The following is a 6,228-nucleotide window of genomic DNA, read 5'->3' as shown; positions in this document are numbered from 1 at the left end:
CGCCCGTCCTGCGTGGTGAAATCGGTGCCGCGATGCAGCCGCGCAGGGCGGGTGGTCATGTCGGCGGCCTGGCGCCAGCTGCCGATCCAGTCACCGGCGGCGGTGTCGGCGCCGAGCCAGTCGCGCGCCAGCTGGTTCTCGAGCATCACCTGGCCGCCGTGACGGCGCAGCACGCACATGCCGACCGGGGCCATCTCGATCACGGTGCTGCCGAAATCGAAACTCTCCAGCAGCTGGCGGTGCTGGTGGCGCGCGGGCTGGATCAGCTGCCGGTCGATGCGCCGCGTCAACACCCGCAATGCCGCGACCGCACCGACGCACAGCAGCACGGTCACACCGATGTGCAGCGCCAGGTCGCGAAGCAGCAGCACCAGCGGCAGATGGTAGACCAGCCGCCAGCCGTCCTCGCCAATGCCCTTGACCAGTGCCAGCCCCCGGGGCACGCCGTGCGACCACACAAAGGCGAACACGTCGTCCGGCCGCTCGCGCAGCCAGGCCCCGGGCACGCCGGCGCCGACCCGGTTGGAGAGCGCGCGCCGGCCCTGCCCGTCCAGCAGCACGAAATCGCCCACGCCCTTGCTGTTGACCACACCGGAGATGGTGGACGAGTCCAGCGACAGCACCAGCCAGTGCGCCGGCGCGGGACCGTCTTCGGCAGGGCGATAGAGATAGATGCGGTTGGGTTTCTGCGTCGACGCCAGCCAGTAGACCCGGTTGCTCGCACCGGTGCCGGTGGCATGGGCCTGCAGCAGGGCAGGGGTCAGCTCGGCGGGCGGCAGCGCCGCCTGGGAGCGCACGCCATGCAGCCACTGGCGCGGTGCACGCGGATCGTTGCCCACGTGGATCAGCTGTGCACCATAGTCGCCCAGTGTGCGTTCGGCGCGGTTGGACAGCAGCAGGCTCAGCTGTTGCCCGTCGCGGTCGCGTCCCAGTGGCAGGCGCTGCACCTCATCATCATCGTCCGCCGCAGCGCCGGCGGGTGTACGGTCGGCGCTGGAGGTCACCACCGAGTCGGCCAGGTAGTTGAGCAGCGCTTCGCGCTGGTCGAAGTACAGCTGTGCGCGGTACGCCGCCGCATTCATTTCGCGGCGGTGCACCGAAACGTCTTCGCTGAGCTGCGCCAGCAGATAGAAGCAGGCGGTGCCGACCAGGCAGACCAGCACGCACAGCGAGAGCCAGCGCAGCAGCACGGTGGCGGCCAGCACGGGGGCGTCGATCGGGTCGCGGCGGGAGAGGAGGCGTTGCATGCCGCGATCCTAGGAACAGCCTCCCCGACCGCACATCAGGCGCTTCTTAAAAGCAGGGTGTCGCTGCCTTTCGTTCAGCCTGCCGAAATGCAGAGGCCCGCCAGATGGCGGGCCTCCTTAAGCCATAAAACCATGCCCTGCGTGGCTTGCGGCCCGGTTACAGCGCGCTGCCGCCGAACTTGTGCGTGAACTGCAGGTTCAGCGTCCGCCCCACCGTATCGAACCAGGACACGTCGTAATACGGGTACGGGGTGTAGGTGGCGTCCTTGGGCGGCATCTTGTTGAACAGGTTCACCACCGACAGCGACAGGCGCGAGTGGTCGTCGAAGCGGTACTGCACCGACAGGTTGTAGCGGTAGGTCGCCTTCATCCACGGGCTGTCGCCGCTGTCCGGGTCGAAGCTCTGGTCGTAGCTGTCGTAGGTGGGCAGCTTGCCCAGGCGCGAGCCGTACAGCGTGGTCGACCACGCCGCGTTCTCCCAGGTGAGGCTGGCGCTGGTCTTGGTGCGCGGAATGTCGAAGCCGCTGTTGACCGCGAACTGGTCCTCCACCACGTCGCCGGCGAACTGCTGGAAGTCGTGGCGCCGCACCCAGGTGTGGTTGCCGCTGAGGATGAAATCGCCGATACCCGTGGTCAGCCGGTAGCGCAGGCCCACGTCGATGCCACTGGTGGTCTCGCGGGCGATATTGATCGGGCTCACGTGAACCCCGTACAGGCGCCCGTCGTCGGTGCGCGTGACCCGGTTGACGGCGTCCACGCAGGTCGGCGAACTGGGGTCTGCATCGCCCAGGCGGCAGGCCGCTTCATCGCGCAGGATGGTGCTCACGTCCATGTCCTGCACCTGGTCGCGCATGTCGATGTCGAACCAGTCCACCGACAGGTCCAGGCCCACCGCCGGCGACCATACGAACCCGGCGCTCCACGACGTGCTGGTTTCCGGGTCCAGCTGGCGGTTGCCTTCGCGCGTTCGGATCAGGTTCTCTTCGTAATCCGAACAGTCATCCGCACCGTCCACGGCACACGCGTAGTAATCGTTGGCGCTGGTCTCGTCGTTGCCCGGGCCGGCGTACACGTAGTGCAGGTCCGGTGCACGGAACGCGGTGCCGTACGAGCCACGCACCAGCAGCGTGTCGATCGGACGCCATTCGATGCCGCCGCTCCAGGTCGCCTTGCCGATCGTGTTGCCGGAATAGCGGTACTGGTCGAAGCGGCCGGCCACGCTGACGTTGAGCGTGTCATGCAGCGGCAGGCGCAGTTCGGCGGCGGTGGCCCAGCGGTTGCGGCTGCCGTGGCCGTCCGAGTCCTTCCAGCTGTAGTAGTAGTACTGCGTGGCCAGTGGATCGGGGTTCAGTGCGTAGGACTGGTTGCCGAACTCGGCCGTGGCCGCGAAGCCGGCCTTGCCGCCCGGCAGCTCGAACAGCTCGCCATTGGTCAGGGTCAGCGCGGCCGTATCGGTGCGCGACTTGGGCGTGTAGGTGGTACGCGCGGCGATCGAGTCGTATTCGGCGCGGCTCAGCGGCTGGTACAGGCGCGCCGGGTCGGCGTTGTAGATCGGGAAGCCGTCGTCGTCCTCGCCCAGCTGCGGGCCCAGGAACAGGTCGTTGGCCTTGGACGCGATGATCTGCGGCCAGCGGATCGAGGACTGGTACTGCGAGTGGCTCAGCGACGCCTCGTAGTCCCACGCGGCGCCCAGCGACCCCTTGAAGCCGGTGGTGACGCTGAAGGTCTTCTGGGTGCTGCGGATCATGCCGTTGTCCAGGCCGCCCATTTCTTCCGGCGAGAACTGACGCTGCCAGAACTCGACCTGGTCGGTGGCCTGGTTATGGAAGTAGCCGTCCTCGTTGCCGTCGGCGGCCATGCGGCCCCATTGGGTCACGTCGCGCATCAGTGCGAGGTCGTGGTAACCCAGCTGCACGTCGGCGAACCATTCCGCGCCATTGTCGAAGGCATAGCGCAGAGACGCATAGCCGTTCGCGCCGCGGCGCTTGCTCAGGATCGTGCCGTAGCCGATCGAGCGGTCGCTGCCGCAGTAGAAGCCGTAGCGCGGGCGCTCGGCGTAGTGCGTGCTGCCCTGGTTCTGCCCGGCCAGCGCATCGCAGGTAGCCTGGCCCGGGTCCAGGTAGTCGTCGTTGTAGTCGGTGCGCAGGTAGGCGCGCCGTGCCGCACGCGCGCTTTCGGTGGGCGCGTCCAGGGTGGAGTCCTGCTGCGCGCGCTGGTAGGCCCAGAGCGGCGTCTGCGACTGCAGTTCCACGCTGTACACCGCGCTGAAGCGGCCGGCGTCGAAGCCGCTGGCAACGCTCATGTCGAACGACTCGCCACCGCCTTCGGTGGTGGTGCCCATGCGCATGTCGACGGTGGTGCCATCGACCTGCTTCTTCAGGATGAAGTTGACCACGCCGGCGATGGCGTCCGAACCATAGATCGCCGAGGCGCTGCCGGTCAGCACTTCAATGCGGTCGATCATGCCCAGCGGGATGTTGGAGACGTCGGTGAAGTTGCTGCGGCCCTGGAACGGCATCGGGAAGTCGGCGATACGGCGGCCATTGACCAGCACCAGCGTGTGGTTCGGGCCCAGCCCGCGCAGGTCGACCTGCTGGGCGCCCGGGGAGAAGTCGGCGCCACTGGCCGACTGCTGGCTCTGGGTCTCACCGCCGTTCTGGGTCATCGAGCGCAGCACGTCCGGCACGCTGGTGAAGCCGCTGGCCTGGATCTGCTCGGCGGTGATCACGGTGACCGGCGCAGGTCCCTCGACCTGCGCGCGCGCGATGCGCGACCCGGTCACCTGCACCGTGTCCAGCTGCTGCACCCCGGGGGCGGCCGGCGCCTGGGCGGCCGCCGTTGCGGCCACACCCATCAACGCCAGCTGGATCGACCACGCCATCGCCTGTTTACGCATGAGAATTCTCAAGAAGAAAGTAGGCCTCAAGGGAGGCCAAGACCCCCATTCACATTCGGTGAACGGACGGCGCGCATTTAACGCCTTTTTTACGCAGTTCACCACTGCCCCATCTTCAGGAATGTCCTGGAACCGATTTCGACCCCTGGTCGCCGGCGGGCATGGCTTTCGACCGATGCCGATCCACCCGCCGCACGGTCATGATGGTGGCTTCGTTCACCACCCGGTCATCGCCATGCCCCGCCGATCCGCGCTGCTGCTCTCGCTGTGCCTGCTCAGCCCACTCACCCAGGCCGCCGAACCGGTGCTGGTCATTCACGGCGGGGCGGGGGTGCAGCGCAAGGATCTCTCGGCGGCCGAAGAGCAGGCCGCGCGCGCGGCACTGCGCCAGGCGCTGATCCGGGGGCACCAGGCACTGGCCGCCGGCAAGCCGGCACTGGACGCGGTCACCGCCGCCATCACCGTCCTCGAGGACGATCCCACCTTCAATGCCGGCAAGGGCGCGGTGTTCACCCACGAGGGTCGCAATGAGCTGGATGCCTCGCTCATGGACGGTGCCAGCCTCAAGGCAGGCGCGGTGGCCGGCGTGCAGCGCGTGCGCAACCCCATCCTGCTCGCCCAGGCGGTGATGCAGCAGTCGCCGCACGTGATGCTGGTGGGGCAGGGCGCCGAGGCCTTCGCCGCCAGCCAAGGCATCCCGTTGGTGGACCCTTCCTACTTCCGTACTGAAAAGCGCTGGCAGCAGCTGCAGAAAGCGCTGAAGGAGGAGGCCAGCGGCCAGGCCCATACCGACCTGGAGACCGCGCGCCATTTCGGCACCGTGGGCGCCGTTGCACTGGACGTCCAGGGCCACCTCGCGGCCGGCACCTCCACCGGCGGCATGACCAACAAGCGCTATGGACGGGTCGGCGACTCGCCGATCATTGGCGCCGGCACCTATGCCAACGCCACCTGCGCGGTGTCGGGCACCGGCTGGGGCGAGTACTACATCCGCACCGCGGCCGCGTACGATATCTGTGCACGCATGCAGTACCTGCAGCAGAGTCCTGCCGATGCGGGGCGCGCGGTGATCAACGAGCGCATTCCCGCACTGGGCGGCGACGGCGGTGCGATCGTGCTGTCAGCAAGCGGTATGGCCGCCACCCCGTTCAACACCCAAGGCATGTATCGCGGCTGGATCGGCGCTGACGGCGTGCCGCATGTGGCGATCTTTGCCGATGAAACGCTGGCCATGCCGGGCGAATAACCCGCTCGATTCGGGCGATTCGCGATTCGTGTGAAAAAATTGAAAAAGGTTGTTGACAGAACCCGCATTCACCCCCAAAATTCACGGCTCTTCCACCCCACACCGAAAACGCTTCGGCGCCAAGGGACAGGGTGGTAAGGAGGGATACCCAAGCGGCCAACGGGGGCAGACTGTAAATCTGCTGGCTTACGCCTTCGGTGGTTCGAATCCACCTCCCTCCACCAGTTTCAATGTTGTGGCAAGAGCTTCCGATGCGGGAGTAGTTCAATGGTAGAACCTCAGCCTTCCAAGCTGATGGTGCGGGTTCGATCCCCGTCTCCCGCTCCATTGAATGAATTTGAAAATCTTCAAATTCGTGCCATAATAGAAAACTCGCTCACGTAGCTCAGTCGGTAGAGCACCTCCTTGGTAAGGAGGAGGTCGAAGGTTCGATTCCTTTCGTGAGCACCATCTAAGTGCTACCCATTCAGACGATTTCGAGATAAGCAGCCATGGCCAAGGGTAAGTTCGAGCGCACCAAGCCGCACGTCAACGTCGGCACCATCGGTCACGTCGACCACGGCAAGACCACGCTGACCGCCGCACTGACCAAGATCGGTGCAGAGCGCTTTGGTGGCGAGTTCAAGGATTACTCCGCGATCGACGCCGCGCCGGAAGAAAAGGCCCGTGGCATCACGATCTCGACCGCGCACGTCGAATACGAATCCACCAACCGTCACTACGCCCACGTTGACTGCCCGGGCCATGCTGACTACGTCAAGAACATGATCACCGGTGCTGCGCAGATGGACGGCGCGATCCTGGTCTGTTCGGCTGCTGACGGCCCGATGCCGCAGACC

At 66.3% G+C, this 6,228-nt stretch carries 3 protein-coding genes, 3 tRNA genes and 1 pseudogene; 5 read left to right on the top strand and 2 right to left on the bottom strand.

Annotated features, from left to right (window positions below; translation table 11 throughout):
• Together ACREPD_RS21455 and ACREPD_RS21450 are read right to left on the bottom strand one after the other, a co-directional pair.
• Positions 1-1,247 (bottom strand): annotated as a pseudogene (locus ACREPD_RS21455) (response regulator); the annotation flags it as partial.
• A 157-nt stretch (positions 1,248-1,404) separates the two neighbouring features.
• Positions 1,405-4,143 (bottom strand): TonB-dependent receptor plug domain-containing protein, encoded by a 2,739-nt coding sequence (locus ACREPD_RS21450; protein WP_431601166.1) that lies wholly within the window; start codon positions 4,141-4,143, stop codon positions 1,405-1,407.
• 235 nt (positions 4,144-4,378) lie between these two features.
• Between ACREPD_RS21450 and ACREPD_RS21445 the strand changes: the two genes are divergently transcribed.
• The 5 genes from ACREPD_RS21445 to ACREPD_RS21425 all read left to right on the top strand — a co-directional run.
• The gene (locus tag ACREPD_RS21445) at positions 4,379-5,389 is read left to right on the top strand and encodes an isoaspartyl peptidase/L-asparaginase family protein (RefSeq protein ID WP_431601165.1); all 1,011 of its coding nucleotides are present in this window, start codon (positions 4,379-4,381) and stop codon (positions 5,387-5,389) included.
• A 138-nt stretch (positions 5,390-5,527) separates the two neighbouring features.
• Positions 5,528-5,613, top strand: a tRNA-Tyr gene (locus ACREPD_RS21440).
• A gap of 29 nt (positions 5,614-5,642) precedes the next feature.
• A tRNA-Gly gene (locus ACREPD_RS21435) sits at positions 5,643-5,716 on the top strand.
• A gap of 47 nt (positions 5,717-5,763) precedes the next feature.
• Positions 5,764-5,839: transfer RNA gene (locus ACREPD_RS21430), tRNA-Thr, on the top strand.
• 41 nt (positions 5,840-5,880) lie between these two features.
• A partial coding sequence (locus ACREPD_RS21425; protein ID WP_431601164.1) for a GTP-binding protein occupies positions 5,881-6,228 on the top strand: 348 nt, incomplete at its 3' end.

The sequence above is a fragment of the Stenotrophomonas sp. genome (genome assembly GCF_050737075.1).
Classification (GTDB): domain Bacteria; phylum Pseudomonadota; class Gammaproteobacteria; order Xanthomonadales; family Xanthomonadaceae; genus Stenotrophomonas.
Note: the sequence above shows the minus strand (reverse complement) of the source record. Positions and strands in the feature narration are given on the sequence as shown.

Excerpts from the sequence above, each read along its gene's own strand:
- ACREPD_RS21450 (WP_431601166.1), bottom strand. The coding sequence starts at position 4,143 with ATGCGTAAACAGGCGATGGCGTGGTCGATCCAGCTGGCGTTGATGGGT.
- ACREPD_RS21445 (WP_431601165.1), top strand. The coding sequence starts at position 4,379 with ATGCCCCGCCGATCCGCGCTGCTGCTCTCGCTGTGCCTGCTCAGCCCA.